The sequence below is a fragment of the Kineococcus lubricus genome (assembly GCF_050871965.1).
In the GTDB taxonomy this organism is placed as follows: Bacteria; Actinomycetota; Actinomycetes; order Actinomycetales; family Kineococcaceae; genus Kineococcus.
The window spans coordinates 88,795-114,442 of record NZ_JBJLSK010000003.1; the positions used below are offsets into that span (position 1 = coordinate 88,795).

22 protein-coding genes are annotated in these 25,648 nt (G+C 73.0%); 8 read left to right on the forward strand and 14 right to left on the reverse strand.

The genetic code is table 11. The annotated features are described in order from the left end of the window. Positions 1 to 18 precede the first annotated feature (18 nt). From panC to ACRYRX_RS03150, 8 genes are all read right to left on the reverse strand, one after another. A complete protein-coding gene (gene panC, locus ACRYRX_RS03115) occupies positions 19 to 885 on the reverse strand; it encodes a pantoate--beta-alanine ligase (protein ID WP_432510340.1) in 867 nt (288 codons plus the stop codon). Next, positions 882 to 1,745 (reverse strand): Rossmann-like and DUF2520 domain-containing protein, encoded by an 864-nt coding sequence (locus ACRYRX_RS03120; RefSeq protein WP_432510341.1) that lies wholly within the window; start codon positions 1,743 to 1,745, stop codon positions 882 to 884. The genes panC and ACRYRX_RS03120 overlap by 4 nt, the downstream gene beginning before the upstream one ends. 72 nt (positions 1,746 to 1,817) lie before the next feature. Continuing rightward, positions 1,818 to 3,107, reverse strand: coding sequence for an NAD(P)H-dependent oxidoreductase (locus tag ACRYRX_RS03125; RefSeq protein WP_432510342.1), 1,290 nt, complete (start codon positions 3,105 to 3,107; stop codon positions 1,818 to 1,820). Further along, complete coding sequence (gene rfbC, locus ACRYRX_RS03130; protein ID WP_432510343.1) at positions 3,104 to 3,649, reverse strand: dTDP-4-dehydrorhamnose 3,5-epimerase; 546 nt, start codon at positions 3,647 to 3,649, stop codon at positions 3,104 to 3,106. The genes ACRYRX_RS03125 and rfbC overlap by 4 nt, the downstream gene beginning before the upstream one ends. Then, on the reverse strand, positions 3,646 to 4,692 hold the full coding sequence (locus tag ACRYRX_RS03135; RefSeq protein WP_432510344.1) for an NAD-dependent epimerase/dehydratase family protein: 1,047 nt from the start codon (positions 4,690 to 4,692) through the stop codon (positions 3,646 to 3,648). Before ACRYRX_RS03135 ends, rfbC begins: the two co-directional genes overlap by 4 nt. Positions 4,693 to 4,712: 20 nt before the next feature. Beyond that, on the reverse strand, positions 4,713 to 5,540 hold the full coding sequence (locus ACRYRX_RS03140; RefSeq protein ID WP_432510345.1) for a glucose-1-phosphate cytidylyltransferase: 828 nt from the start codon (positions 5,538 to 5,540) through the stop codon (positions 4,713 to 4,715). A 248-nt stretch (positions 5,541 to 5,788) separates the two neighbouring features. Beyond that, a complete protein-coding gene (locus ACRYRX_RS03145) occupies positions 5,789 to 6,934 on the reverse strand; it encodes a glycosyltransferase (protein ID WP_432510346.1) in 1,146 nt (381 codons plus the stop codon). Beyond that, a complete protein-coding gene (locus tag ACRYRX_RS03150) occupies positions 6,931 to 8,028 on the reverse strand; it encodes a glycosyltransferase (RefSeq protein WP_432510348.1) in 1,098 nt (365 codons plus the stop codon). The genes ACRYRX_RS03145 and ACRYRX_RS03150 overlap by 4 nt, the downstream gene beginning before the upstream one ends. A gap of 475 nt (positions 8,029 to 8,503) precedes the next feature. On the opposite strand from ACRYRX_RS03150, the gene ACRYRX_RS03155 reads away from it, so the two are divergent. Beyond that, positions 8,504 to 9,514, forward strand: a complete 1,011-nt coding sequence (locus tag ACRYRX_RS03155) for a glycosyltransferase family 2 protein (protein ID WP_432510349.1) — start codon at positions 8,504 to 8,506, stop codon at positions 9,512 to 9,514. A 100-nt stretch (positions 9,515 to 9,614) separates the two neighbouring features. Here ACRYRX_RS03155 and ACRYRX_RS03160 read toward each other — a convergent pair whose 3' ends face one another. Continuing rightward, entirely contained in the window at positions 9,615 to 11,174 is a 1,560-nt protein-coding gene (locus tag ACRYRX_RS03160) for a malectin domain-containing carbohydrate-binding protein (RefSeq protein ID WP_432510350.1), read from the reverse strand. 225 nt (positions 11,175 to 11,399) lie between these two features. On the opposite strand from ACRYRX_RS03160, the gene ACRYRX_RS03165 reads away from it, so the two are divergent. Next, positions 11,400 to 12,224: a hypothetical protein gene (locus ACRYRX_RS03165; RefSeq protein WP_432510351.1), complete on the forward strand. Its 825-nt coding sequence runs from the start codon at positions 11,400 to 11,402 to the stop codon at positions 12,222 to 12,224. A 66-nt stretch (positions 12,225 to 12,290) separates the two neighbouring features. Here ACRYRX_RS03165 and ACRYRX_RS03170 read toward each other — a convergent pair whose 3' ends face one another. Next, entirely contained in the window at positions 12,291 to 13,697 is a 1,407-nt protein-coding gene (locus ACRYRX_RS03170; protein WP_432510352.1) for a GumC domain-containing protein, read from the reverse strand. A 501-nt stretch (positions 13,698 to 14,198) separates the two neighbouring features. Between ACRYRX_RS03170 and ACRYRX_RS03175 the strand changes: the two genes are divergently transcribed. Next, the gene (locus ACRYRX_RS03175) at positions 14,199 to 15,500 is read left to right on the forward strand and encodes a hypothetical protein (protein WP_432510353.1); all 1,302 of its coding nucleotides are present in this window, start codon (positions 14,199 to 14,201) and stop codon (positions 15,498 to 15,500) included. Positions 15,501 to 15,760: 260 nt separating this feature from the next. On the opposite strand, the gene ACRYRX_RS03180 is transcribed toward ACRYRX_RS03175, so the two are convergent. Together ACRYRX_RS03180 and ACRYRX_RS03185 are read right to left on the reverse strand one after the other, a co-directional pair. Beyond that, complete coding sequence (locus ACRYRX_RS03180; RefSeq protein ID WP_432510354.1) at positions 15,761 to 17,017, reverse strand: MATE family efflux transporter; 1,257 nt, start codon at positions 17,015 to 17,017, stop codon at positions 15,761 to 15,763. A 91-nt stretch (positions 17,018 to 17,108) separates the two neighbouring features. Then, positions 17,109 to 18,248: a glycosyl hydrolase gene (locus tag ACRYRX_RS03185; protein ID WP_432510355.1), complete on the reverse strand. Its 1,140-nt coding sequence runs from the start codon at positions 18,246 to 18,248 to the stop codon at positions 17,109 to 17,111. Positions 18,249 to 18,538: 290 nt separating this feature from the next. Here ACRYRX_RS03185 and ACRYRX_RS03190 point away from each other — a divergent pair, with 290 nt between their 5' ends. The 3 genes from ACRYRX_RS03190 to ACRYRX_RS03200 all read left to right on the forward strand — a co-directional run bounded on the left by ACRYRX_RS03190 (position 18,539) and on the right by ACRYRX_RS03200 (position 21,019). Continuing rightward, a complete protein-coding gene (locus ACRYRX_RS03190; protein ID WP_432510356.1) occupies positions 18,539 to 19,246 on the forward strand; it encodes a methyltransferase domain-containing protein in 708 nt (235 codons plus the stop codon). A 66-nt stretch (positions 19,247 to 19,312) separates the two neighbouring features. Further along, positions 19,313 to 19,468, forward strand: coding sequence for a hypothetical protein (locus tag ACRYRX_RS03195; RefSeq protein WP_432510357.1), 156 nt, complete (start codon positions 19,313 to 19,315; stop codon positions 19,466 to 19,468). Between the two features lie 72 nt (positions 19,469 to 19,540). Beyond that, a complete protein-coding gene (locus ACRYRX_RS03200; RefSeq protein WP_432510358.1) occupies positions 19,541 to 21,019 on the forward strand; it encodes a SulP family inorganic anion transporter in 1,479 nt (492 codons plus the stop codon). Between the two features lie 3 nt (positions 21,020 to 21,022). On the opposite strand, the gene ACRYRX_RS03205 is transcribed toward ACRYRX_RS03200, so the two are convergent. Further along, positions 21,023 to 22,492, reverse strand: coding sequence for a PH domain-containing protein (locus ACRYRX_RS03205; protein ID WP_432510359.1), 1,470 nt, complete (start codon positions 22,490 to 22,492; stop codon positions 21,023 to 21,025). Next, positions 22,489 to 23,004: a PH domain-containing protein gene (locus ACRYRX_RS03210; protein ID WP_432510360.1), complete on the reverse strand. Its 516-nt coding sequence runs from the start codon at positions 23,002 to 23,004 to the stop codon at positions 22,489 to 22,491. Before ACRYRX_RS03210 ends, ACRYRX_RS03205 begins: the two co-directional genes overlap by 4 nt. Before the next feature lie 89 nt (positions 23,005 to 23,093). On the opposite strand from ACRYRX_RS03210, the gene ACRYRX_RS03215 reads away from it, so the two are divergent. Together ACRYRX_RS03215 and ACRYRX_RS03220 are read left to right on the forward strand one after the other, a co-directional pair. Next, complete coding sequence (locus ACRYRX_RS03215) at positions 23,094 to 24,260, forward strand: ABC transporter ATP-binding protein (protein WP_432510361.1); 1,167 nt, start codon at positions 23,094 to 23,096, stop codon at positions 24,258 to 24,260. 148 nt (positions 24,261 to 24,408) lie between these two features. Then, positions 24,409 to 25,647 (forward strand): glycosyltransferase, encoded by a 1,239-nt coding sequence (locus ACRYRX_RS03220; RefSeq protein ID WP_432510363.1) that lies wholly within the window; start codon positions 24,409 to 24,411, stop codon positions 25,645 to 25,647. Position 25,648 lies beyond the last annotated feature (1 nt).

Genomic DNA, 25,648 nt, shown 5'->3' on the forward strand with positions numbered 1-25,648 from the left:
GGTCAAGGTTAGTGGCGCTCAGTCGGCCGGTCGCCCGACGACCAGCGGGAGGTTGTCGATCAGGCGGGTGGAACCGACCTTCGCGGCGACCGCGAGCAGCGCCTCCCCGCGGTAGTGCTCGCGCACGTCGGCGAGGTCGTGCGGGTCGACGAGCGCCAGGTAGTCCACCCGGGCGGCGGGTTCGGCGACCAGGACGTCGCGGGCGGCGCGGCGCACCGCGGACGGTCCCTCGGCCGAGGCGGCCTCCCCCGCGCGCAGCGCGCGCTGCAGGACGAGCGCGACCTCCCGGTCGAACGGCGTCAGGTACCGGTTGCGGCTGGACATCGCCAGCCCGTCGCCCTCGCGCACCGTCGGGACCGCGACGACCTCCACCCCCAGGTCGAGGTCGCGGACCATCCGGCGCACCAGCAGCAGCTGCTGGGCGTCCTTCTGGCCGAAGAACGCCAGGTCCGCGCGCGTGAGGTGCAGCATCTTCGCGACGACCGTCAGCACGCCGTCGAAGTGCCCGGGGCGGCTGGCCCCCTCCAGGACCTCCCCGAGCGGGCCCGCGGCGACGCGCACGCCCGGGTCGCCGTCGGGGTAGACGACGTCGGGGCCGGGGGCGAACACGACGTCCGTGCCGCTGCCGGCGGCCAGCACCAGGTCCTCGTCGAGGGTCCGCGGGTACCGGGCGAGGTCCTCGCCCGGGCCGAACTGCAACGGGTTGAGGAAGATCGTGACGAGCACGGACCCGGCGCGGCGGCGGGCCTCGCGGATGAGCTCGGCGTGCCCGGCGTGCAGCGCCCCCATCGTCATGACGACGGCGACCGGCCCCTCCAGCTGCGCGCGGGCGGCGGCCAGCTCGGCGCGGGTGCGGGTGAGGACGGGGGGCGGGGCGGTGTTCACGGTTCTCCCGGGGTCAGGGCGGCGCGGACGGCGTCCGCGGCGGTGTCGGTCAGGCGGCCCGCGGCCTGCGCGCGGTCGGCGGCGACCGCGGCGAGCCGGGCGTAGGTGCGGGCGGTCGGCGGGTCCAGGACCCGCAGGTGGGTGGCGACCGTCCCCGCGTCCCCCCGGGCGACGGGCCCGGTCAGCGCCGCGTCGCCGGAGCGCAGCGCGTTGTCCAGCGCGGCCTGCAGCAGCGGGCGCAGCACGCGCTCGGCGTCCTCCCCCACGGCGGCGCGCGCCGCGTCGAGGGCCTGGGCCACCAGCGTCACGAGGTGGTTGGAGCCGTGGGCGAGGGCCGCGTGGTACAGCGGGCGGTCGGCGTCGGCGACGGGGACGGGCGTGGCGCCCCACTCGCGCACCAGCGCGTCGGCGACCGGGGCCAGGACGGCGGGGGCGGTGACGGCCACCGCCGCGCCCAGCAGCCGCTGCAGGTCCAGCGAGGTGCCGGTGAAGGTCATCGCCGGGTGCAGGGCCAGCGGCAGCGCGCCGCGACCGGCCGCGGGCCCCAGGACGCCCAGGCCGTGCAGGCCGCAGGTGTGCACGACGAGCTGACCGGCCCGCACGTGCGGGGCGAGGTCGGTGACCAGCGGCCCGAGGACGTCGTCGGGGACGGCCAGGAGCACGAGGTCGGCCGCGAACGCGTCGGCCGGTTCGATCCACGGGACGTCCGGCAGGACCGCCTCGACCCGTTCGGCGGACCGCCGGGAGCGGGCGGCGACGCCGGTGATCCGGTGCCCGGCGGCGCGCAGCGCGGCCCCGAGGACGGGGCCGACGCGACCGGCTCCGACGACCGCGACGTCGAGCCTGCCCGCTGCGTTCACGGGCCGAACCCTAACCCGGGACGCACGACGGCCCCGGGTCGGGGACCCGGGGCCGTCGGCGCGCGAGGTGGGTCAGCGCGCCAGGAGCGCGGCCTGCTCGGCGCGCAGGGCGTCGATGAGGCGCCCCTGGGGCAGGACCACGTCGTCGTAGGTGAGGACCTGGTCCTTGGCGACGTCGCGCTTGAGGACGCAGCCCTCGGCGACGCCCATGGGCAGCAGGTTCTGCGCCTTCGTGGTCGCGTAGGTCTCGGCCACGCCGTAGGAGTCGTAGCCGCCGAGGCGGTCGATCTCCTTGCCGGCCTTGAGGTCGGTCTTGGCGGTGGTGACGACCTCGACCTTCACCTCGTCGCCGGGCACGATCGCGGCGTCGGCGAACAGCACCGCGCGGGCCACCGTCAGCGGCACCTCGAAGTGGCACAGGTGGTACGGCGTGTAGAACGAGTACAGCGGCCCGGTGCCGAGCTTGTACAGGTTCAGGTAGTGCTGCTGCTTGGGGTCGTCGTGCGTGCCGAGGACGTAGACGCCCGGGCCCGGCTTGGACCCCACGACGTAGTCCACGACGCCGCCGAGCTCCTTGAGCTGGTCCACGTCGTAGTGCGTGGTCAGCTCGTCGACGTGCCCGCGGTGGTCGGCGCCGCGCATGCCGCGCTTCTCGACCGAGAACCCCGCCGCGTTGGCGACGAGGGCCTGCTCGAACGACACCTTCGTGCCGTCGGCGAAGCTCGTCACCATGTAGGGGTCCTGCCCCCACTGCTTGGCGAAACCCTCCTGGGTGGTGGGGTTACGGTACTCGTCCTGCAGGCCTTTGATGTTCCCCGAGACCAGCGGGGTGACCCCGATGGACTTCACGAAGCGGATGAGGTTCATCTGCACGCCGGGCTGGTCGCCGTCGCAGCCGGTGTAGACCACACCGGCCTTCTCGGCGCGGGTGCGCAGCGCGAGGCCGGCGGTCCCGTCGACCTCGGCGTTGAGCAGGACGATGTGCTTGCCCTGCTCGATGGCCCGGACGACGACGTGCGCGCCGTACTCGGTGTTGCCGGTCGCCTCGACGACGGCCTCGACCTGGCCCGCGTCGACGACGGCCTCGTAGGAGCCCGACACGACGGGCCGGCCCTGCGCGATGGCCCTGTCGACCGCGGCGGCGTCGTCGGCCTCGACCACGCCGGTGACCCCGGCCTGCTCGTAGGCGTCCCGCGCCTTGGAGACGGTGCGGTTGGCGATGGCGACCAGTTCCATGCCCGGGACGGAGTTCACGACCTGGTTGACGAAGCCCCGGCCCATGAAACCCGCGCCGACGAGGGCGACCCGGATGGGGCGGCCCTCGGCCTGGCGCTGCTGGAGCGCCTTGTCGACGATGATCAACTGAGGTCAGCCCCGTCCGCCAGCAGCGTCCAGCTCGCGTCCTTCTCGCTGATGACGGCCACGTCGCGGGCCCACGGCAGGGCCAGCTCGGGGTCGTCCCAGCGCAGACCCCGCTCGGTGCCCGGGGTGTAGCTCTGGGACACCTGGTAGACGACCTCGGCGCCGTCGGTCAGCGTGAGGTAGCCGTGCGCGAAGTACTCCGGCACGTACAGCGCCTTGCGGTTGCTCGCGGTGAGCTCCACGGCGACGTGCTGGAACCGCGTCGGGGAGTCCGGGCGCAGGTCGACGATGATGTCCTGGATGGCGCCGGCGGTGCAGCGGACCAGCTTCGCCTCGGGCGCGGGGTCGATCTGCGTGTGCATGCCGCGCAGCGTCCCGGCCTTGTGGTTGTAGGACAGGTTGCACTGCTCGACGGCCGGGTTCAGGCCGGCCTCGAGGAATTCCTCGCGGCAGAACGAGCGGGCGAAGAACCCGCGGTCGTCGGCGCGCTCCTCGAGCTCGACGATCGCGACGCCCTCGATGTGGGTGGTCTGGATCTTCACTTGGCGATCCCCGAGGTCGGCTGGACCTTCCAGAACAGCTCCTTGTCGAGCTGCTCGGTGCGGATGAGGTGCTCGAGCTGCTTGAGCCGGGTGTGCCCCCGGCCCTTGAACGTGGCCTCGTCCAGGTCGATCGCCTTGAAGACGTCCACGAGCTGCCGGGCGCCCTTGTCGGCGTTCCAGTCGCAGCGGAAACCCTCGAGGGTCGAGTGGATCTTGTCGAAGTTCACCTTGTACGAGCGGTTGTCGCCGTTGCTCTCGCCGAAGGTGATCTCGGCCTCGGGCAGCGCGCGGCCGACGGCCTCGGCGATCTCGCGGACGCGGTAGACCTGCTCGGAGTCACCCACGTTGAAGATCTGGTTGTGGATGGCCTCGCGCGGGGCGTCGAGGACGGCGCGGATCGACTTGGCGATGTCGAGGCCGTGGACCAGCGGGCGCCAGGGCGACCCGTCGGAGGTCATGGCGATCTTGCCGGTCGTGTAGGCCAGGCCCGCGAGGTTGTTCAGGACGATGTCGAAGCGCTGGCGCGGCGAGGCGCCGTAGGCGGTCGCGTTGCGCATGAACACCGGCGAGAAGTCGTCGTCGGCGAGCGGGGCGACGTCGCGCTCGACGAGCGCCTTGCACTCGGCGTAGGCGGTCTGCGGGTTCACCGGCGACGTCTCGTCGACGGTGTCCTCGGCCACTCCGTAGACGGAGCAGCTCGACATGTAGACGAAGCGGGAGACACCCGCGGCCTTGGCGGTCTCGGCGAGGCGGACCGACCCCTTGTGGTTCACGACGTAGGTGACGTCGGGGATGAGCTCGCCGAGCGGGTCGTTGGACAGCTCGGCCATGTGCACGACGGCGTCGGCCCCGGCGAGGTCCTCGACGGTGACGTGGCGGATGTCCTTGGCCAGCGTCTCGACCGAGGCCGTGACGCCGTTGTAGAGCCAGCCCTGCTTGTAGTAGCCGGTGTCGATGCCGAGCACCGAGTGGCCGGACTCCAGCAGGGTGGGCGCGAGCAGGGCGCCGAGGTAGCCCTCGGTGCCGGTGACGACGATCTTCATGGTGTTCCGGTCCCCCAGCCTCAGTCTTCCCAGGTCTTCCACGGAGCCTTGCCGGCGTCCCAGAGCTTGTTGAACTCGGTCCACTCCCGGAAGGTGTCCATCCCCAGCCAGTAGCCCTCGTGCTGGGAGACCGTCAGCTGGCCGTCGCGGGCCACGGTCTGCAGCGGCTTCTGCTCGAGCATCATGTCGGGGTCGTCCTCGAGGTACTTGTCCGCGAACTCGCGGTCGAAGACGAAGAACCCGCCGTTGACCCAGCCGTCGGCCAGGGTCGGCTTCTCGTTGAACTCGGTGACGGTGTCGCCGGTGACGTGCATCTCGCCGTAGCGCGAGCTCGGGTGCACCGCGGTCACGGTGGCCATGCGGCCGCCGGCGGCGTGGTCGCGCAGCGACTTGGCGATGTCGACGTCGCCGAGCCCGTCGCCGTAGGTGAGCATGAACTTGTCGGCGGTCAGGTGCTGCGCGACGCGCTTGATGCGGGCCGCGGTCGCCGTGGTCAGGCCGGTCTCGACGAACGTGATGTCCCAGTCCTCCTGCACACCGTTGGTGTGGTAGGTCGGGGCGTCCTGCGAGGACAGGTTCAGCGTGAAGTCGCCGGCGTTGATCCGGTAGTCGAGGAAGTAGCGCTTGATCAGGTCGCTCTTGTAGCCCAGGCACAGGACGAACTTGCGGAAGCCGTAGGAGCTGTACAGCTTCATGATGTGCCACAGGATCGGGCGGCCCCCGATGTCGACCAGCGGCTTCGGCAGCTTCTCGCTGGCCTCCCGCAGCCGGGTGCCCATGCCACCGCAGAGGATGACGACGGGGATCTCGGAGACGGGCGTCCCGTCGGGAGCAACGGACTCGGTCATGTCTTCCCTCACTCGAACCTGGATCGGTCGGATCTCGTCGGCCCGGACGGCGCAGCGGCCGGGTCCACACGTGGGGGAACGCAGCACCCGTCGATGAACGGGCGAGATCTCCGGTGGCGGTTCGAACCCCCCACGAATCCGAGCCACCGGTTTCCCCGTCGAGGTGCTGCCGCGAGGCTACTACAGCGGCACGAACACGGAGCGTGAGATTGAGCAGAGCGGGTGAAAACGAACCCGCTCTGCGTCAATCAACTACGTACAGAAGACAGCAGGTCACGCAACGGAGTCATCGCGGATTCCCACGAGAACGACCGGGCGACGTCGGCGGCCGCGGCACCGAGTTTCGCGGCCTGCTCGGGGTCCTCGAACAGGTCGGCCAGCGCGGTCGCGAACCGCTCGGCGCCGTCGGCCACGCGCAGCACCGCGCGGTGCTCCTCCAGACCCTCCAGGCCGAGGGTCGTGGTGACGACGGCCCGTCCGCGCGAGAGGGCCTCGACGAGCTTGATCTTCGTGCCCCCGCCGGACAGCAGCGGCACGACGCACACGTCGGCCTGCTCGTAGAACGGGTCCACCGACGCGACGTCGGAGTGGAACTCGACCCCGCCGGGTTCCCCCGTCGCGCGCGGGTGCACGCTCGACAGCCCCCGCCCCACGGCCAGGAAACGTGCCGAGGGGACCCGCTCGAGCACCCGCGGCCACACGTCGTCGAGGAACCAGCGCAGCGCGGCCTTGTTGGGGCCGTAGTCGGCGGCCCCGACGAACAGGGCCGTGCGCGTCGCCGGCGGGACGGTCGGGTCGTGCTCCACGCTCGTCACCCCGTTGGGGACGAAGGTGCTCGCGATGCCGCGCGCCGCCAGGACCTCCTGGTCGCGCCGGCTGCACGCCGTCACGTGCCCGGCACGGGCGGCGACGGCGAACTCGAACCGGCGGAACCGCGCGACCTCGGGCGCCAGCAGCCGGGCCGCCAGCGGCTTCTCGTTCCGCAGCCGCCGGGCCACCAGGTCGGACTCGACGTTGTGCAGGTCGAGCACGTCGATGCGCACGTCGGCCGGGACGTTGACCGCCATCTGCGGGAAGTCGACGTGGACGACGTCGCGCCCGCGGACGCCGGCGGCCAGCAGGTCGTGGATCTGCCGGGAGTACCACTTGCCGGCGAACAGCGACCCCTTCGCGACGGCGGCGGCCGTCGGCCTCGGGGCGGGGACCTCGTGCACGGTCACGTGCGGCGGCAGGACCTCGCGCCACCCGGGCCAGACGTCGAAACCGACGACGTGCACCTGCTCGAAGGACTGGGCGTACACGTCGATGACGGCCCGGACCCGTTGCCGCCCACCGGAGTCGGTGCTCGCGGGCAGCTGCTTGGCGACGACCCAGGCCGTGCGGGGGGAACTCACCTGATGCGCTTCTTCCAGGCTCCCGAGCGCGAGCGGCCCAGCGCCCGCGGGATCGACAGGGCGAAGATGACCGGCGGCATGCCGACGGCCTGCCCCAGGACGCGCAGCGGGGCCGCCGCCTTGCCCTGGAGCTTGTCGCCCTTGAGGTAGGCGGCCACCGAGACGGCCTCGCCGAGCAGGAACAGCTGGCTGAAGCGGCTCTTGGGCCGGGCCAGGCACGCCGCGGTCAGCGTGAGCTGGGCGGCCGGCCCGAGCGTCGAGCGCCAGCCCTTGTGCATGGCGAAGTGCACGAACTTGTCGTCGCCGGACAGGAACGAGCGGCGGAAACCCCAGAACAGGCGCAGCTGACCGCTCATGATGCGGACCCGCCGCTCGAGCTGGTCGTTGCGGGGCGCGGAGTCCTCGACCGCGACGCACTCGGGCACGACGCCCACGTTCAGGCCGCGGCGGGCGAAGTCGAAGGCGAGGAACAGGTCGTCGTTGAGGACCGAGCCGGGGATGGGCCGGAAGGACTCCCGGCGCAGGGCGACGGCCTCGCCGACGAGGGCGAGCGAGCCCCCGCGGCCGGCCTCGGTCTGCTTGATCCAGTTCTCGTAGCGCCAGTACAGGCCCTCGTCGGCGGCGCCGGACTCCTTGCGCACGCCGGAGGCCAGGTGCAGGTCGGTGGCGACGCGGTCGATGAGCGCGCGCAGGCCCTCGCCCGGCACGAACGCGTTGGCGTCCAGCAGCACGACGATGTCGGCCTTGGAGTTCTGCACACCGCGGTTGACGGCGGCGGCCTTGCCGGCGCGCGTGGGCGACCAGTCGACGCGGCAGCCGAGCTCCTCGGCCGCGGCGCGCGTCTTCTCGTCCTCGTCCACGACGATCGTGATGCGGTCCAGCGGAACGCCTTCGCCCAGCAGCTGCGGCACGGTCTCGGCGAGGATGCTCGCCTCGCCGAAGGCCGGGATGAGGACGTCGACGTCGTCCCACGTCCAGCCGGCCTCGCCGGGCCGGGGCCGGGACGGGCTGCGCGGTGCGAGGCGTTCGCTGGCGAGCAGGTAGAGCGGGTACATGACGTGACCCGCGAAGGACATGACGGTGAGCGCGCTCACCGTCGGACTCGGACGACGCAGTTTCACGTGATGAACCCCCCAGACGACCGTGGGTAACGGTGAAACCCGTCGGCCTGCCGGCCGCCGGACCCCCCTCACCGCCCCCGTGACCCCCCGCGCTGATCGCGGGGTGATCTCGGCATTCTTGCAAGGGCGGCAGGGGGCAGGCAACAAACCCTTTGCGTGTTCAAATGATCACACAGAGTAGTTTCTCGGTCCGATCCCGTTGCGGCCAGGTGATTGTCACGCATAGTGATCACGCAGAAGCATTAAGTAGTAACCCGAACGCCACACCGGTGCACCTCCCCCGCAACCACCCGTTCGCCGGGCGTCACCACCCCCGCGAGCGGCCCCGGGGGGCCACACTGGACCCGGCGTGGCCCGTCGGCCACGATCGAGCCGGCCACCCGGACCCGCCACCGCGCGCAGGTCCCGGTGAGCCGTCGGGGGAACGCTGGAAGGGGACGGGACGGTCGTGAGCGTGGACGTGACGAACACCGCGGACGGGGCACCGGCGGACAGGACGCCGGCGGACGGGACCTCCGGCGCCGCCGACCCCCGGGGAGCGCTGGCGCACGACGTCGAGCTGGTCCTGGTCAGCTACCGCAGCGCCCACCAGATCCGCGCCCTGCTCGCCGGGCTGCCCGCGGAGCTGCCCGTCGTCCTGGTCGACAACGCCTCCGACGTCGACGGCCTCTCGGCCCTGGCCCGCGAACGGCCCCGCACCCGCTACGTCGACTCCGGCGGCGGCAAGGGTTTCGCCAAGGCCGCCAACATGGGGGCCCGGACCTCCACCCACGAGTTCGTCGTCTTCGGCAACCCCGACTCCCGGCCGACGGTCGAGCACCTCAACGCCCTGGTCTCCGACGTGGCCCGGGACGCGGGCCTGGCCGCCTCGGCCGCCACGATGGCCGGCGTCGACGGCCGCGTCGAGCTCGGCGTCGGCGGCTGGGAACCCACCGCGGTCCGCGCCCTCGTGCACTCCGCCGGGCTGCACAAGGTCTTCCCGCGCGCCGGGCTGTACGCCAGGCCCGCGCCCGGCGAGGCGCTGGAGGTCGACTGGACGACCGGCGCCTGCATGGCCGTCCGGCGCAGCACGTTCCTCGAGCTCGGCTGCTTCGACGAGGACTTCTACGTCTACAACGAGGACATGATGTTCGGCCGGACCGCCCGCGCGGCCGGGCTGCGCGAACGGCTGCGCACCGACGTCGTCGTCCCGCACGCCGCGGGCGGCTCGGGCGCCCCGAACCTGGAGATGCTGCGGCTGCGCGGCGCCGCGATGCGCCGCTACCTGGCCCGGCACCACTCCGGGGCCACCGTCAGCGGCATCAGCTCCGTCCTGGCCCTCGGGTACGCCGTGCGGACGGTGCAGTGCAGGCTGCTGCGCCGGCAGGACCGGGCGGACCAGCACTGGGCGTACGTCAAGGGCATCACCACCGGGCGCGCGTCGGTCGCCGGGCGCGTCGTCATGGAACGCATCAAGTAGGCGCCCCCGCGAACGACGAGACCCTCCCCCGGCCGGGCGCGCAGCCCGGTCGGGGGAGGGTCTCGTCGTTCGGTCAGCTCACCTCAGCGGCGGCAGGGGCTCAGAAGAGCTCCTTGTACTTCGCCGCCGTGGCCGTCAGGCGCACGCCCGAGCCGTAGATCAGCCAGCGCTTGCCGTCGATGTCGCAGTTGAACTGGATGTCGTACAGGACCTGGCCCGGGCCGGTCCCGGCGTTCTCCTTGAAGAACGCGTGCATGCCCTCGATGTAGCCGACGCCGTCACCGTTGTCCGCGTTGCCGGACCACTCCGAGACGCCGAACGGGATGCCCTGGCTCTTGGCGAAGGCGGCGTGCGCCCGGATGCCCTTGGGGGCGCCGTACCCGTCCTTGTCCCAGCTGGCCGCGTCGAACTGCGCCTTGGTCGCGGCGTACGGGTACTGGTTGTAGTAGTCGACCGTCAGGACGTCGACGTACTGCTTGCCGGGGAAGAACTTCGTCCAGTCCATGCCCGTGCCGTTGCTGTCGCGGTTGACGCTGAAGACGAGCTTGGCCTCGGGGAAGACCTGCTGCTGCAGCGCGCGGTAGCGCTTCCAGGAGGTCACGAAGTCCTGGTAGTTGTTCTTGTTGACCGACCAGGGGAACCAGTAGCCGTTCATCTCGTGGGCGAGACGGATGTACATGGTGCCCTTGCGGTCGCCCCACTGCGACTTCAGCTTCTGCAGCGAGCTGCGCCAGCGCGCGTCGAACTGGCCGGAAGCGCCCTGGGCCCAGGTCTCACCGCGGTCGATGCCGCCGACGGCCATGTCCATGGAGGCGTTCCAGCTGCCGTACTCGGCACCCTTGTCCAGCTGCCAGAAGTGCTGGTTGTTGGTGTTGTCGTTGGCCCAGCTCGCGGCGATCGCGACCGGGGTGCCGCGCCACGCGCCGAACTGCCCGTTGCCGACCCCGACGCCCGAGGAACCGGACAGCCAGGTGCCGGGGCTCTGCGCGGGCGGCGCGGAGGTGGTGGGGGCCGGAGCGGGGGCGGACGTGGTCGGCGCGGGCGCCGGCGTCGTCACGGTGGGGGTCGGCTGGGTGGGACGCGGCGAGGGGGTCACCGTGCCACCGCTGGAGGACCCGACGGACTGGACCAGGATCGCGTCGACCTTGGCGTTGTTGCGGGTGGCGGAGAAACCGAGGTCGATCGACCCGTCGGTCACCTTGACCGTGAACTTCCGGTCCACGGCGGCGTTCTTGCCACCGACGGCGAACAGGTCGAGGTTGTCGACGACCTTCTGGCCCTCGGCGGTCACCGAGAACACGCGGGTGTTGCGGCTCGAGAAGTAGGTCTCGGCGAACTTCAGCGTGACGTCGTAGGTGCCGGCGGGAACCGCGGCGCTCCACTTCGACATGCCCCAGTGCTCGTTCTGGTACAGGGGGGAGGAGTTGGTGCCGGCGATGGCCGAGGAGGTGACGTTCGACACCTGGTAGCCGCCGACGAAGCCGCTGTCCTTCTTCCAGACGTTGCCCGCGGGGTCGGTCCAGTCGGACTTGCCGGTCCCCTGGCGGATCGTCACGCCGGTGTCGGCGGCCGAAGCGGTGGAGACGGCCGCGGTGGTGAGACCGGTGGCGACGGTGGCGACGGCGACGGTGGAGAAGAGGAACTTGGAAAGCTTGCTCATGGGGGTGGATCAACCTCGCTGTGCTCAGGGTGCCGTCCGCTGGAGGGGGGCGGAGGAACCGAGGGGGCCCGTTCGGGGTGACACCAGTTCCTTCGGCAGGCGGCGCTGGATCCTTGAGGCGATTTTTCGGCGAAGCTGTAACGCGGCGCCGACCTGCGGCGATAGGAGTGCCCGTCCGTGATCGCGGCCCCCGGCCGGCCGGCCCCGCGCGGCTACGATCGGGGGGTGAGACTTCACGTCGTCTACCGCTCGCACGGCGGGGAGAACGCCAAGGGCCGCCCGGACTGGTACGACAAGCGGGTGGGGCTGGAGTCCTTCTGCCGGGCCGTCGAGCACGTCCGCACCCAGCGCCCGGACACCGACCCGGAGGTGCTCTTCCTCAACGACGGGCCCATCCCGGCCGACCGGCTGGAGCTGATGCGCGCCTGGGGCGACCCGGTGACCATCGACGGCGGGTCCAACCGGCGCAGCTACCTGACGGCGCTGGGACTGCCCCGGCGGCGGGGCTGGGCGGCCGACGACGTGCTGCTGCTGGCCGAGGACGACTACCTGTGGCGCCCCGAGGCGCTGACCGCCCTCGTGGACGCCGCCCGGGACCCGCGGCACGCCCGGGCCGACTACTTCGCCCCCTACGGCGACGAGGTCCCCGACACGGGGCTACCGGTGCGCTGGGCGCGGGTGGAGAGCACCACGAGCACCTTCGCGGGCCGGGTCGGGGCGCTGCGGGAGGACGAGCGGCTGCTGTGGCTGTGCGCCCTGTCGGGCGGCAACTTCGACTACGCCAGCTGCCTGACCCTGCAGGGCCGGCGCCGCTTCACCCTGCGTGAGATCGTCGAGCACCACGACCCGGCCGCCGGGACGCCGGCGTGGAAGTCGGCGCTGCGCCGCGGGTACCTCACCGGGATGCGCGTCGCCGTCGACGTGCGCTCCCTGCGGCGCCCTTCGCGACGCCGGGTGCTGCTGGGCGCCGAACCGGCCCTGGCGACCCACATGGAGACCGGCTGGATCGTCCCGGGGCCGTGGGAGCGGATCGCGTCCGAACTGTCCTGAGGACGACGTCGCGCCCCCCTCGAACGGTCGAGGAGGGCGCGACGGAGTGCTCGTGCGCGGGGCCGGTCAGCCGCGGCGGACCCCCGTGATCTCCTCGGCCGCCGGGCTGCTGACGGGGCGCGGGCGCTGCTCGAGCCGCCCCGAGTCGCCGCCGTGCGTGGTGACGTCACCGACGACGACCTGGGCGAGCACCGCCGGCGCGGCGATCGAGAGCTGGTTCACCGTCTTGCTGACGACCTCCGCACGGGGGTCGGCCTCGACCTGGACCAGGACGGCGTCCACCTCACCGGCGACGGCGAAGGCGACGGGGCTGGAGACCACCGAGCCACCCACGAAGATCACCAGGTAGCCCGCCTCGACGAGGTGGCGGACACCGGTGCCGACCGCGTGCGGCTGCAGCGACCGGGCGTTCAGCGGGAGGACCCCGACGACGGCACCGCCACCGATGACCCAGGGGGAGATCTCCTCGCTCCAGCGGTGCTCCGGGAGGATCCGGTCGTGGCTCGGCCCCACCGGGGCGCCCATCCGGCCCAGCCGGCTGCCGTCCTCGTCGGCGTCCACGAGGACCACGCGCCGCCCGGCGCGGGCGGCGGACGCGGCCAGCCCGGCGGCCACCGCACCGGCGTTGCCCGAGGCGGCCGTCACCAGGACGCTGCTGACCTCCAACCGCGGGGTGCGCAGGTGACCGAGGTGCTGGAGACCGACCAGGACGACCCCCGCGCTGCGGCTGGGCTCGCTCTGCGGGTCGGCCAGCGCGCGGTGCGAGGGCAGGGACTGCCACCGCGCGAGCTCGGCCACGCCCACCAGCGGCGGTGCCGTGACGCGCTGCTTGAGGTGCGCCGCCCACGCGACCGCACCCGCCGAGGCCAGGAGGCCGACGATGCCCGCGACCAGGGCGATCTGCCACGGGTACGGGGGCGAGGACAGGGTGGGCACCGTGGCGTCGTCGATCGACGCCACGCCGGAGCCGTAGACGGTCGCGGCGATGTTGATCTGCTGGATCTGGTCGGTGTCGGCCGCGGCGACGTTGGCGCGCGCGGCGTCGCGGGCGCTCTCCACCTGGGCGAGGGACTGGGCCTGGTAGGCGTAGGCGACCGCGTCGGCGATGTCCGCGGCGGCCTGCGCGGAGTCGGCGGTGGCCGACACGACGATCTGGTTGGTGTCGGTCTGCGCGGTGATCTCCAGCCCCTGCCGGAACGTCTCCGCCTCGTCGGCCGGCACCTGCACGGTCGTGCCGTCGTTCGTCACGACCGGCTGGAGCGCCGCGTCGAGGACCGCGCTGGAGTTCACGACAGCGGCCTGCAGGGCGGCCCACCGGGTCGGGTCACCCAGCTGCGCGGCGCCGTTGCCGGTGGCCGTCGGGTCGAACGGGCGGTCCTTGCTCAACGTGATCGTGGCGGTCGTCGTGTAGCTGGGCGGGATGAACGAGTTCGCCCCCGCGAACCCGGCCACCGCCATCAGCACCGCGACCACCAGCACCTTCCACCGGTGGCGGAAGACTGCCGCCCAGGTTCCCGAGCCGTTCCGCTCGTGACCCCCCCCTGCCGTTGCCGCCACGCTTCCTCCTGGTCCCCACTGGGCAGTCACGCCCCCCGGCAGCCGCGAGCAGCGGCCGTCGGCGGTCAGTGTTGCACTCGATCACCGGTGTGCGCTGTCGGTCACCCGGGTCCTCCCCGGGCTTCGACCCACTCGGAGCAACCGGTCGTCACTCCCTCTGGGTGAGCCCGTCACGCTGAGCACTCGTTCGGGCTCAGTCCCGGACGAACCCGGTCTCGTCACCGACAACGGGACCTACCATGACACGGTCGCGGTGCGTCGAAGGCGCCCGCTCAGCAGCGTTCACACTTCCCACTTCTCGGATCCGGGGGGACCCGCGTGGCTCTGACGTACTCGTCCGCAGGATCAGGACCGGACCCGTCGCCCGGCAGGACCCCCGACGGGCCGCGGTCCCCGCGGACGGTCGCCGACCGCCGCGTGCTGACCGTCATCACCGCGCTCCTGGTGTCGATCACCGCCCTGCAGAGGTTCGGCCTCCCGGTCGGCGGTACCCAGTTGTCCCTCAGCGTCCTGGTCGCCCTCGGGGGGCTGGGTTACCTGCTCTACCACGGTGACGTCGTCGAGAACCGCGGCGCGACGCGCATCTTCGTGCTCGCGATGGCCGCGTGCTTCCTGTGCGCCGGGATCGTCCTCTTCCAGACCGGGTACGGGGGCATCACCTCGCTGGTGTACCTGCCCGTCATCTGGGTCGCCTTCGCCTTCCGCCTGCACGCATCGCGCCAGCACCTCTACGAACGGGTGCTCCGGCGCTACGAGGCCATCATGCTCGTCCTCGCGGGGATCGGTGTGGCGCAGACGGTCTCGCAGGCCCTGGGCCTGTGGACGTACGTCGACGTGGTGCTGCAGAACGTCCCGGAGACGTTCCTGTTCACGGGGTACAACACGAGCTACCCGATCGAGTACGGCTCGCCGATCATCAAGGCGAACGGCTTCGTCTTCCTGGAACCGTCGATCTACGCGCAGTTCCTGGCGATGGCGCTGCTGTCGGTCCTGGTGCGCCGCGCGAGCTGGTGGCGGGTCCTGCTCCTCGGCGTGGCCCTCGTCTGCACCATCTCCGGGACGGGGTTGCTGTTCGCGGCCTTCGGGGTGCTGCTGCTGGCCCTGCGCCGCGGTGGGCGCTGGACGGCCCGCATCGTGGTCGCCGTCGTCGTCGCCGTCCCCGTCGCGCTGGCGACGCCGTTCGGCTCGATCATCGCCGAACGCGCGGACGAGACCTCGAACACCAATTCCAGCGGCAGCCTGCGCTTCGTGCAGCCCTACCAGCGGATCCTCGAGACGTGGGGGGAGGACCCGTTGTCGGTCCTCACCGGCGACGGCGCCGGCCGCGCCGACGCGCTGGCCGACCAGATCTTCCGGGCGACCGGGTTGCCCATCAACTTCTCGGGCCTGGCCAAGGTCGTCCTCGAGTACGGGGTTCCGGCCTCCGTCCTCTTCTGCGTCTTCGTCGGCCTCGCCCTGGTGCGACGGGCTCCGGCCCCGACGCTGGCGTGGGCCGGGGTGTTCGCCAACGCGTTCCTCACCGGGTCGCTCCTGCAGCCGCAGGTGCTGTACCTGATGCTCCCGCTGGTCTCGCTGTTCATCGGGTACCCCTACGAGAAGGCGCTGGGGTCACGGCGCTCCGAACCCGCCGCGGAGGTGGTGGACGCGGGCGTCAGCCCGTCGGCGGCACCGGCCTCCGTCACGATTCGCCCGGCCTCCCCGAACGGGTTGCTGGGCTGACCGCCCGCGGGGTGCACGACGAACGCCGGCCGTCCTCGGGGACGGCCGGCGTTCGTCGTGTCCAGGGGGCGCTCTGCCGGGGACGTTCCCGCCCGGGCGGACGGTTCTCCCGCGCGGGATCGAAGCGGGGTCGTGGGACCCCCGTCCCGGGGTGGGGGACGCCCCGCGCAGGGAGCACCCCGCGCACGGAGAGCGCCCCGCGGACCGGGGGTTCGAAGCCCGGCGCGCGGGGCGACGACGCCTGCGGGGACCGCGGCGCCTCAGCCGATGGGGGTGGGTTCGACGCTCGTGGGCGGCGGGGCCACCGGGCGGCGCAGGTGCCGGACCATCGAGACGTACCACCACGGCGCCGTCAGCCAGAAGGCGCCGGCCATGCCCCAGGCGGTGCCGACGGCACCCCAGCCGACCGCCCCCGCCGTCGACAGCCCGATGAGCAGGACCGCGTAGACGGTGTGCAGCCGGATGGTGACCTTCGCGCCCTCGTTGGCGTACAGGACGGCGGCCGGGCCGACGGACAGGGCCGAGCCCGCCTGCCCCACGATGATCGGGATCAGGACGTCCTTCGTCCCGGCCCACGAGTCGCCGAGCAGGGCCTGGCCCACGCCGTCGGGCAGCAGCAGGAAGAGGGAACCCCACACGACGCCGGTCACGACGATGAGCCCGGAGATGCCGGAGGCCGCGAGCTTCCACGACCGCGGGGACATCCGGTCCCGGCGGCGGGTGAGCTCGGGGATCGCGAACGTCATGAGACCGGTCGACAGGATCGTCGCCGGGACGGTCAGCATGTTCGCTCCCCGCAGGGCGCCGGCGGCGACCGTGCCGGCGACGCCGGCGACGACGAAGACCGCGAGCTGGGCGCCGGACTGCAGCAGCACGTACTCGGGCACGAGGTACCGGGTGAGCGAGAACTGCTCGCGGACCCAGCGGACGGCGCCGCGCGGGCTCGGCAGCGTGCGCATGGCGCCCAGGCCCACGAACGACGCGGCCAGCGCCGTGGCCCCCCAGGCAACCACGTACGCCGGCACGGAGGTGACGCCGCCGGTGAACAGGATCAGGACGGCCACGAACTGCAGGACGCACCAGGCGCCGTCGAGCACGCAGGCCGCGGCGGGCCGCAGGCGCGCGAAGAGGAGCTGGCGCCACGCGTCCTGCATGAGCAGGCCGGGGACGATGAGCCCCAGGGCGACGAGGGAGTGCGACAGGACCGTGGAGAACGGTGCGAGGAGCCCCAGCAGGACCAGCGCCAGCCCCAGCAGCAGGCTGCCGACGAGGGTCGCCCCGGCCGCCCCGGCGGTGACCCGGGCGAACTCGCGGTCGTCGGCCCCGGCGTACCGCATCCCGACCGGCGAGGTCGACAGCGCGCGGAAGAAACCGGTCGCCACGGAGAAGATCGAGAAGACGATGGCGAAGGTGCCGAAGTCGTCCTCGCTGACCGACCGGGCGATGACGATCTGGATGAGGAAGTTGCTGCCGCTGGAGATCAGCTGGTCGCCGACGTTCCACACGCCCCGGCTCACGCCCGCGCTGCGCACCCTGGCGAGCAGACCCACCCGTGTTCCCCCCTCGATCCGCCGACCCGGCCCGGCGCCCACCCGACGTTACCGCGCCTCACGACGAGGACGGGACCACGTCACCCGAAGCGCCGAAGCGCCGGACGAAGGCCGCCGACCCCTCGGGGGCGTCGGCCAGGGTCATCCCGACGCCGCCGCCGGCGGTGTTGAAGTAGGCCTGGTAGCGGACGTTGGCGGAGGCCATGACGTCGGCCATCTGGTCGATGAACTCGGGGCTGTCACCACCGCCCTGCGTGTCGCCCTCGGCGACCATCGCCCACTCCGGGAAGCTGACCGGCTTGTCGCGCGCGTTAGCGAAGTCGACGACGGCCGAGATGCTGTTGACCTTCTCGTCCTTGGCCTGCCAGCGGGCGGTGGGGTCGATGGGCGAGATGTAGGAGTCGTAGACGTCGATGCCGATGATGTCGACGTAGTCGTCACCGGGGTACATCTCGTCGATGGACACCGAGTTCTGGGGACCCTCGGCGATGTTGAAGTCGATCTCGAAGCTCGACCCGGGGACCTCGACGGCCTTCACGATGCGGCGGAAGTACTCCTTCCACTGCTCGCGCTGCTCCTCGTCCTCGCCGATGTAGTGGGTCTCGTACCACTTGCCGTTGAGCTCCCAGCCGATCCGGAGGATGGAGGAGCCCAGACCGACGTCGACGAGGTTCCGGCCGAACTTCTCCCAGTGCGCGTCGTACTCGCCGGCGGCCCCGCGCTCGCGCCAGTCCGACGGCGGGTCCTTGGGCACCATGGCGGTGGACACCACCAGGGTGCGGTTGTCCGGGTCGTCGCGCACCCACTGCGACCAGTCCTGGCCCTCGGGGGCGTCGATCGCGAACCACGGCCCCTCGATGGCCGCCCAGTCCGCCTCGGACCCGAAGACGACGACGCAGTCCAGCGGCCGCCCGAGGTACTCCTCGAACGCGTCCGCCACCGAGACGGTGTGCGTCTGGACGCCGACCCACTTGGTGTCGAGGTCGGCGGCGGGGACGTGCGTCCTGGGCGTCCACTCCTGGGCCGGGGCCTGCACGGCGGGGTCGTCGTCGTCCCGGGTGGCCCACCAGACACCACCGCCCGCGGCGGCGACGGCCAGGACGCCGATCCCGGCTCCGATGACCTTGCGCCGTCCGTGCGTGCGGGGGCCCTGCGGGCCACCGGTCGCGGGGCTCTCCCGGTGTGTCGTGTCCACCACTTCGCGACTCCGCCTTCCCCCTCGGACAGGGGTCGTCGGCGCAGCCGGACCCCCGTCACCGTCGACCGCACCGCCCCCCGGCCATGCGAGCACCCACTGGTCGGTGCTGCTGAGACTGTAGGTGAGACCGCGACACTTTGACGCGACGTGAGAGTGGCCCTTCACCGAATCTTCGACCAGGTGGCGGACGGCTGTCACGGTCAGCTCCAGAGCCGGTACCGGTGGTGACGAAGAGGGGTGCGGATCCCGTTCCGGGACGCGGACGCGGCCCGTGATCGTAGGCTTCCGGCGTGGGCCGATTCGAGAACGTCGCCGAGCTCGCCGCGATCGCCCCGGAGTCGGTCGCCCTCGACCTCGCCTGCGGGCAGGGCCGCACCACCCGCGCCCTGCTGGCCGCCGGCCCGCGCCTGGTCCACGCCGTCGACGTCGGCTCCACCCTCGACGACGACCTGCTGCTCGACCCGCGGGTGCGCGCCCACATCGCCGAGCTCGACCACCTGCCCCTGGACGACGGCAGCGTCGACGCCGCCGTCACCCTCAACGCCGTCGAGCACCTCGCCGACGTCGGCGCCCACCTGCACGAGGTCCACCGGGTCCTGCGCCCCGGCGGGACGGCCGTCCTGGCCCACTCCGACTGGGACACCGCGCTGTTCACCAGCGACGACGACGACCTGACCCGCGAGCTGCTGGACCGCTTCGTCGCCCACGTGCCCGCCCGCGGCGCCCGCACCGACGGCTTCGCGGGCCGCAAGCTGCTGCGGCACGCCGCCGCCAGCCCCTTCACCGTCGAGTCCGTGCACTCCTGGGCCGACCCCCACCGCCGGTTCGACGAGGGGTCGGTGGCCTGGAAGGTCGCCACCGGCATCCTCGCCGCCGCCGGCGACGACCCCGACCTCGCCGGCCGCGCCGCGGGCTGGGTGGAGGGGCTGCGCCGCGCGGCGCGCGCCGGGACGTTCCTGTTCGCGGTCACCGACGTCGCCGTCGTCCTGCGCAAGTAGCGAAACCCGCCCGGGGGCTGCACCGTTGGACTCCACGACGGACAGGGACGACCCGAGGAGGAGCACGTGGCAGGACTGGTGGGCAAGGTGGGCGCTTTCCTGAAGTCGCCGCAGGGACGACAGCTGAGCCAGCAGGTGCAGCGGGCCGCGAAGGACCCCGCCACCCGCAAGAAGCTCACCGACGCGGTGGCCCGGTTCCGCGGCGGGGGGCGGGCGCGCTGATCGGGTGACGCCCCGCGTCCGCGCGGGCGGGCGGTGGCACGGCAGACCCTGACGCAGGGTTAGAGTTCCGCCGTGCCCTCCGCCCTCCCCGTGACGCGTGCTGCCCTGCGCCCGCCGGAGTGGCTGCGCTCGATCCGCACGCTGCGCACCGAGGTCCTCGCCGGCCTCGTCGTCGCGCTCGCCCTCGTCCCCGAGGCCATCTCCTTCTCGATCGTCGCCGGCGTCGACCCGCGCGTCGGGCTCATCTCCTCGTTCGTCATGGCCGTCACGACGGCGTTCGTCGGGGGCCGGCCCGCCATGATCTCCGCCGCCACCGGGGCCGTCGCGCTCGTCGTCGCCCCGCTGTCGCACAGCCACGGCGTCGGGTACCTCATCGCGGCGATCCTGCTCGCGGGCGTGCTGCAGATCGCGCTCGGGCTCCTCGGCGTGGCCCGGCTCATGCGCTTCGTCCCGCGCAGCGTCACCACCGGCTTCGTCAACGCGCTCGCCATCTCGATCTTCCTGGCCCAGCTGCCGAACCTGCGCGGCGCCGGCCCGGCCGGGTACGCCGTCCTCGTCGCCGGCCTGGCGCTGCTCGTCGTGGTGCCGCGCTTCGTGAAGTCCGTCCCGGCCCCCCTGATCACCGTCGCGCTGCTGACGGTCCTCACCGTCGTCCTGCACGTCGACGTCCACACCGTCGGCGACGACGGGGCGCTGCCCCGGACGCTGCCGGTGCTCGGGCTGCCCGACGTCCCCCTGACCCTGGACACGCTGCGGACCATCGCGCCGTTCTCCGTCGGCGTCGCGCTCGTCGGGCTCATGGAGTCCCTCATGACCGCCCAGCTCATCGACGAGCTCACCGACACCGGCTCGAACAAGACCCGCGAGTGCGTCGGCCAGGGCACCGCGCAGATCGTCACCGGCCTGTTCGGCGGGATGGGCGGCTGCGCCGTCATCGGCCAGACCATGATCAACGTGAAGGTCTCCGGGGCCCGCACCCGGCTGTCGACGTTCCTGGCCGGGACCTTCCTGCTGGTGCTGGTCGTGGTGTTCGGCGACGTCGTCGCGCAGATCCCGATGGCCGCGCTCGTCGCGGTGATGTTCCTCGTCTGCTACGGCGCCTTCGACTGGCACAGCGTCCGCCCGTCGACGCTGAAGGCCATGCCGCGCAGCGAGACCAGCGTCATGCTCGTCACCGTCGTCATCGTGCTGCTGACCCACAACCTGGCCTACGGCGTGCTCGGCGGGACCCTGCTGGCGTGCGTGCTGTTCGCCCGCCGCGTCGCGCACCTCGTGGAGGTCCGCGGCGAGGACGGCTCCTACACGGTGCACGGCCAGGTGTTCTTCGCCTCCTCCGGGGACCTCGTCACGCAGTTCGACTACGCCGGGGACCCCACCCGCGTGACGATCGACTTCAGCGACGCGCACGTGTGGGACGCCAGTTCCATCGCCGCCCTCGACGCGGTGAGCCGCAAGTACGCCGAGCACGGCAAGGAAGCCGTCATCACCGGCATGAACCCCGCCACCGCCGCGCTGCACGGCCGCCTCGCCGGCCGGGTCAGCGCCGACTGACCCTCAGCGCGTCATCCACCGCTCGGGGCCGGACCCGGCGCGCGCGGTGCGGGCCCGGCCGGTCTGCTCCCGCAGCAGCCGCGCCGCGACGGCCTCGGCGAGGTGGTCCACGCGGGGGGTGACCTTGCCGGGGGTGGAGTGCAGCCGCACGGACGCCAGGCCCAGCCGGCGCTGCAGCGGTCCCTGCGTCAGCCCCAGGCTCTGCGTGCGCGCGTGCGGGACGACGTCCAGCCCCCGCACGACGCGCCCGTTGCGGGACAGGAACGCGTGCTCGGTGACGAGGTACCCGCGGCGCCGCCAGCTGATCCAGTCCAGCCAGCGGGCCTGCCGCGGGACCGGGGTGAAGCCGCCGTCGGTGCCCGAGCCGGTGAGCCCGGCGCGCACGACGTCCAGCGGGGACTCCTGCGCCGTCCCCAGCTGCGGCAGCACGATCCCCAGCACGTGGCCGAGCTCGTCGAGCGTCCCGACCGGCAGCAGCGTCGTGCTCTGCTCCGAGGCGTTCCCGCTGTCGGAGGAGTACCCGGCGACGTTGACCTCGACCCGCCACCACCCGGACCGCCGCCACAGCAGCGGCTGGGTGATCCGCAGCGCCTGCACGCGGCCGGGCGGGACGGTCTGGGACCGCTGCTCCAGCAGCCCGTGCGTCATCCGCAGCCCGTCCGGGGAGTCGGCCACCGTGAAGTTGAACCCCGTGTTGAACCGCGACCACACCGCCGAGACCAGACCGAGGATCCCCGCCCCGGAGGCGAACAGCGGCGTGAAGCTCTTGGCGAACCAGCAGCCGACGCCGACGCCGATCAGCCCCACGACCATCCAGATCGTCAGCCCGGACTTCAGCGTCGAGGCGATCAGTCGGGTCGCCGGGACCTCCACGACCTCGCGCTGCGGGGCCTCGGGGGCCTCCTCGCCCTCGGCGACCGCCACCCCGGCCGCCGCCGCCAGCAGCGCGTTCCGCACGCGCTGGGCCTCCTCCTCCTTCAGGTACGCCAGCGACACCTTGCTGCCGGACCCGCCGGCGACCTCCAGCCGCAGCTCGGCGAGGCCGAACAACCGGCCCAGCAGCGGCCGGACGACGTCGACGGCCTGCAGCCGGTCCAGCTGCGCGCGGCGCTGCTGGCGCCAGACGATCCCGTGCTCGACGTGCACCGCCTCGGCGTCGATGCGGTAGCGGGTCCGCCGCCACGCCAGCGCGGAGTAGACGGCGCCGACCACGGCCAGCCCCAGCAGGCCGCCCAGGATCGACAGGGTCAGGACCCAGCCGGGCAGGTCCAGGCGCAGGACGTCGTCGACGTTCTGCCCCACCACGACCGCCAGGACCGCGGCCACGACCTTCCACGCCCGCAGCACCGGCGTGGCCGGGTGCAGCTTCCGCCAGCCCGGGTCGGCCAGGACCGCGCGGGTGGGGGCGTCGAGCCGGACGGCGACCTCGTCGGGGACGACCTCGACGGCCGGCTCGTCCGCGGGCCCGCTCACAGCCCCGCCAGCCGGGCCTGGCCGCGCGCGGCGAGCCGGTCGCGCAGCCGGGCGGCCTCCTCCGGCGGCAGGCCGGGGATCGCCGCGTCGGAGTCCGACGACGCCGTGTGCAGCTGCACCTTCGCCAGCCCGAACTTCCGGTCCACCGGCCCGGCCTCGACGTCGACGTACTGCAGCCGGCCGTACGGCACGACGACCAGCGAGCGGAACACGATGCCTTTGACGACCAGCAGGTCGTCGTCGCGCTCGGCGTACCCCCACGCCCGCAGCCGCCGCGGGGCCCACAGGAAGTCCCACAGCCACAGCGGGACCACCAGCGCGAACCCCAGCCAGATCCACGGCGTCAGCAGGACCGCCGGCACGGCCAGCACGAGGGCGACCACGCCGAAGACGATCCCGCCCACGAGCCGCTGCGCCGTCGCCCACTTCGGGTCGATGCGCTGCCAGACGACGTCGCCGGGCGCGAACGGCTCGTCGACGATCGCCTGCGGGAGGGGGTTCACCTCGGCCATGGCCCCACCCTCCCAGAAGGGTGCCCGGGGCACCGTCCCCCGAACGTCTCACGTTGCCGACCCCCGGGACCGTCGGGGAGGCTGATGCGGTGATCACCGACAGTGAGGAGCTGGACACCGGCGTCGACGACGTCATCCGGTTCGAGAACGTCGTCAAGCGCTACGGCCGCCACCACTCCCCCGCCGTCACCGACCTCACGTTCTCGGTGCGCCGCGGCGAGCTCGTCGCCCTCGTCGGCCCCTCCGGCTGCGGCAAGTCCACGATCCTGCGCATGGTCAACCGGCTCGTCGAACCCTCCGGGGGCCGCATCGTCGTCGACGGCCGCGACACCACCCACGTCGACGCCGTCACCCTGCGCCGCGGCATCGGGTACGTCATCCAGGCCGGCGGGCTGCTGCCGCACCGCACGATCCGCCGCAACGTCGCCACCGTCCCCCGCCTGCTGGGCTGGGACCCCGCCGCGCAGGCCCGCCGCGTCGACACCCTCCTCGACCTCGTCGGCCTCGACCCCGCCACCTACGGCGACCGGTACCCCGCCCAGCTGTCCGGCGGCCAGCAGCAGCGCGTCGGCGTCGCCCGCGCCCTGGCCGCCGACCCGCCCGTCCTGCTCATGGACGAACCCTTCGGCGCCGTCGACCCCGTCGTCCGCGACCGCCTCCAGAACGAGTTCCGCCGCATCCAGACCGACCTGCGCAAGACCGTCCTGTTCGTCACCCACGACCTCGACGAGGCCGTGCGCATCGCCGACCGCATCGCGGTGTTCTCCGGCGGCGGCGTCCTGGAGCAGCTCGCCGACCCGCAGACCCTGCTGTCCGCGCCCGCCTCGGAGTTCGTCGTCGAGTTCGTCGGCTCCGACCGGGGGCTGCGCCGCCTCGCCGTCACCCCCGTCCGCGCCGAGGACCTCGCCAAACCCCTCGTCCTGGCCCCCGAGGACGGCGCCGCGTACGCCGCCACCGCCCTCGACGTCGACCGCGGGGACGTGGCCGTCGTCCTCGACCGCGGGCAGGTCGCCGGCTGGGTGCCGCGCGGCCGGCTGCGCGAGGCCGCCCGCTCCCGCGACGGGCGCGTGCGCGACGTCGTCCGCCCCTTCACCGCCACCGTGCCCGACCGCGCCGACCTGCGCACCGCGTTCTCCGCGCTGCTGGCCCAGGACGCCCCGCTGCTGCCCGTCCTCGACGAGCGCGGCGGGTACGTCGGGGCGCTCACCGCCGACGTCGTGCACACCGCTCTTCGCCGGGGCGTCGGCAACACGTAACGTCCGCGACGCCCCGCGGCGCAGGACCGTTCGGGAGGGTGGGAGGACGACCCCTACCCCGGAGGTACGACGCGTGACCCCGACGTCCCGTCCCGAACGGTCCCCCGGTCCGATGCCCCCGAACCCCTCCCGGCGGTTCGATCTCCCCATGCGAATCCTCATCGGAGCCGACACCTACGCCCCCGACGTCAACGGGGCCTCCACCTTCGCCCAGCGGCTCGCCGCCGGGCTCAGCGCGCGCCACGAGGTCCACGTCGTCGCCCCCGCCCGCGGGCTGCGCGCCACCACCGAGCGCGTCCGGACCGGCGTCACCGAGCACCGCCTGCCCGCCGTCCCCGTCGGCGTCGGCGGGACCGGGCTGCGGTTCTGCCCGCCCGTCGGGCTCGTCCGCGCCGCCACCCGCGTCCTGCGCGCCGTGCGCCCCGACGTCGTGCACGTCCAGAGCCACTTCCTCGTCGGCCGCGCCCTCGTCACCGCCGCCAACCGGCTCGGCGTCCCCGTCGTCGCCACCAACCACTTCATGCCCGAGAACCTCACCCACCACGTCCCGCTGGGGAAGGCCGTGCAGCGCAGGCTGCACGAGTGGGCCTGGGCCGACGCCGCGTCGGTGTTCACCCGCGCCGACGTCGTCACCGCCCCCACCCCGTACGCGGCGGCGCTCGCCGAACGCGCCGGGATCCCCGGCCCCGTGCTGCCGATCTCCTGCGGCATGGACCTGCGGCGGTTCGCCCCCGACCCCACCGGCGAGCTCCGGCGGGGTTTCCGGCAGCGCTACGGCGTCCCCGACCGCCCCACCGTCGGGTACGTCGGCCGGCTGGCGCCGGAGAAGAACGTCGGCGAGCTCGTCGAGGCCCTCGCGCTGGTCCGCACCGTCCGCCCCGACCTCGACGCGCAGCTGCTGCTCGTCGGCGACGGCGCCCTGCGGCCGAAGCTGCTGGAACGGGCCGCCGAGCTCGGCGTCGCCGACCGCGTCGTCTCGACCGGTTTCGTCCCCGAGGAGGACCTGCCCGCCGCGTACCTGGCCTGCGACGTGTTCGCCAACGCCGGGACGGCCGAGCTGCAGTCGCTCGTCGTGCTGGAGGCCATGGCCTCGGGGCTGCCGGTGCTCGGCGTCGACGCCTGCGCGCTGCCGCACCTGGTGCGCGACGGCGACAACGGTTTCCTCTTCCCGCACGCCCAGCCGGGGGTGCTCGCCGCCCGGCTCGCCCTCGTCCTGGGCGACCGGGCCGACGGCGGCGGGCTGCACGCCCGGATGGCCGCGCGCAGCGTCGAGATCGCCTCCGAGCACGACGAGCGCGGGACGCTGGCCCGGTTCGAGGAGCTCTACGCGCTGCGCTCGGTCCCGCGGGCCGTGCCCACCCCCGCCCTCACCTCCGCGGCGGTGTAGC

Coding starts and splice junctions, on each gene's coding strand:
- ACRYRX_RS03135 (WP_432510344.1), bottom strand. CDS start 4,692: ATGAAGATCGTCGTCACCGGCACCGAGGGCTACCTCGGCGCCCTGCTC.
- ACRYRX_RS03140 (WP_432510345.1), bottom strand. CDS start 5,540: ATGACCGAGTCCGTTGCTCCCGACGGGACGCCCGTCTCCGAGATCCCC.
- ACRYRX_RS03160 (WP_432510350.1), bottom strand. CDS start 11,174: ATGAGCAAGCTTTCCAAGTTCCTCTTCTCCACCGTCGCCGTCGCCACC.
- ACRYRX_RS03210 (WP_432510360.1), bottom strand. CDS start 23,004: ATGGCCGAGGTGAACCCCCTCCCGCAGGCGATCGTCGACGAGCCGTTC.
- ACRYRX_RS03220 (WP_432510363.1), top strand. CDS start 24,409: ATGCGAATCCTCATCGGAGCCGACACCTACGCCCCCGACGTCAACGGG.